The organism is Enterobacter sp. 940_PEND (genome assembly GCF_001059415.1).
Lineage (GTDB): Bacteria > Pseudomonadota > Gammaproteobacteria > Enterobacterales > Enterobacteriaceae > Enterobacter > Enterobacter cloacae_M.
On record NZ_JUMS01000110.1, the window covers coordinates 1 to 1103 of the forward strand.

Annotated in this window: 1 protein-coding gene; it reads left to right on the forward strand. The window is 54.1% G+C overall.

The genetic code is table 11. From position 1 onward, the window contains the following. Window positions 1-956, forward strand: a 956-nt coding sequence (locus tag ADJ24_RS15610; protein ID WP_048702899.1) for an IS5-like element ISKpn26 family transposase, incomplete at its 5' end; no start/stop codon positions are given. Window positions 957-1103 lie beyond the last annotated feature (147 nt).

Here is a 1103-nt window from a genome sequence, read left to right on the forward strand (position 1 = left end):
ATAGTGAATTCAGCACTAAGCGCCGTCAGACCCGAAAAGAGATTTTCCTCTCCCGCATGGAGCAGATTCTGCCATGGCAGAATATGACCGCTGTCATCGAGCCGTTTTATCCCAAGGCGGGCAATGGCCGACGGCCCTATCCGCTGGAGACCATGCTGCGTATTCACTGCATGCAGCATTGGTACAACCTGAGCGACGGTGCCATGGAAGATGCCCTGTACGAAATCGCCTCCATGCGCCTGTTTGCCCGATTATCCCTGGATAGCGCCCTGCCGGATCGCACCACCATCATGAATTTCCGCCACCTGCTCGAGCAGCATCAACTGGCCCGTCAATTGTTCAAGACCATCAATCGCTGGCTGGCCGAAGCAGGCGTCATGATGACCCAAGGCACTTTGGTGGATGCCACCATCATTGAGGCACCCAGCTCTACCAAGAACAAAGAGCAGCAACGCGATCCGGAGATGCATCAGACCAAGAAAGGCAATCAGTGGCACTTTGGCATGAAGGCCCACATTGGTGTCGATGCCAAGAGTGGCCTGACCCACAGCCTAGTCACCACCGCGGCCAACGAGCATGACCTCAATCAGCTGGGTAATCTGCTTCATGGAGAGGAGCAATTTGTCTCAGCCGATGCCGGCTACCAAGGAGCGCCACAGCGCGAGGAGCTGGCCGAGGTGGATGTGGACTGGCTGATCGCCGAGCGTCCCGGCAGGGTAAAAACCTTGAAGCAGCATCCGCGCAAGAACAAAACGGCCATCAACATCGAATACATGAAAGCCAGCATCCGTGCCAGGGGGGAGCACCCGTTTCGCATCATCAAGCGGCAGTTCGGCTTCGTGAAAGCCAGATACAAGGGGCTGCTGAAAAACGATAACCAACTGGCGATGTTATTCACCCTGGCCAACCTGTTTCGGGTGGACCAAATGATACGTCAGTGGGAGAGATCTCAGTAAAAACCGGAAATAACGCCAGAAATGGTGGAAAAAATAGCCTAAATAGGCTGATTCGATGTGTTTGCGGGAAAAAAATCGGCCCAGATCCGCGAAATTTTAATCAGCGAGTCAGCTTGGGAAGAAATGACCTGCTTATTCGCACCTTCC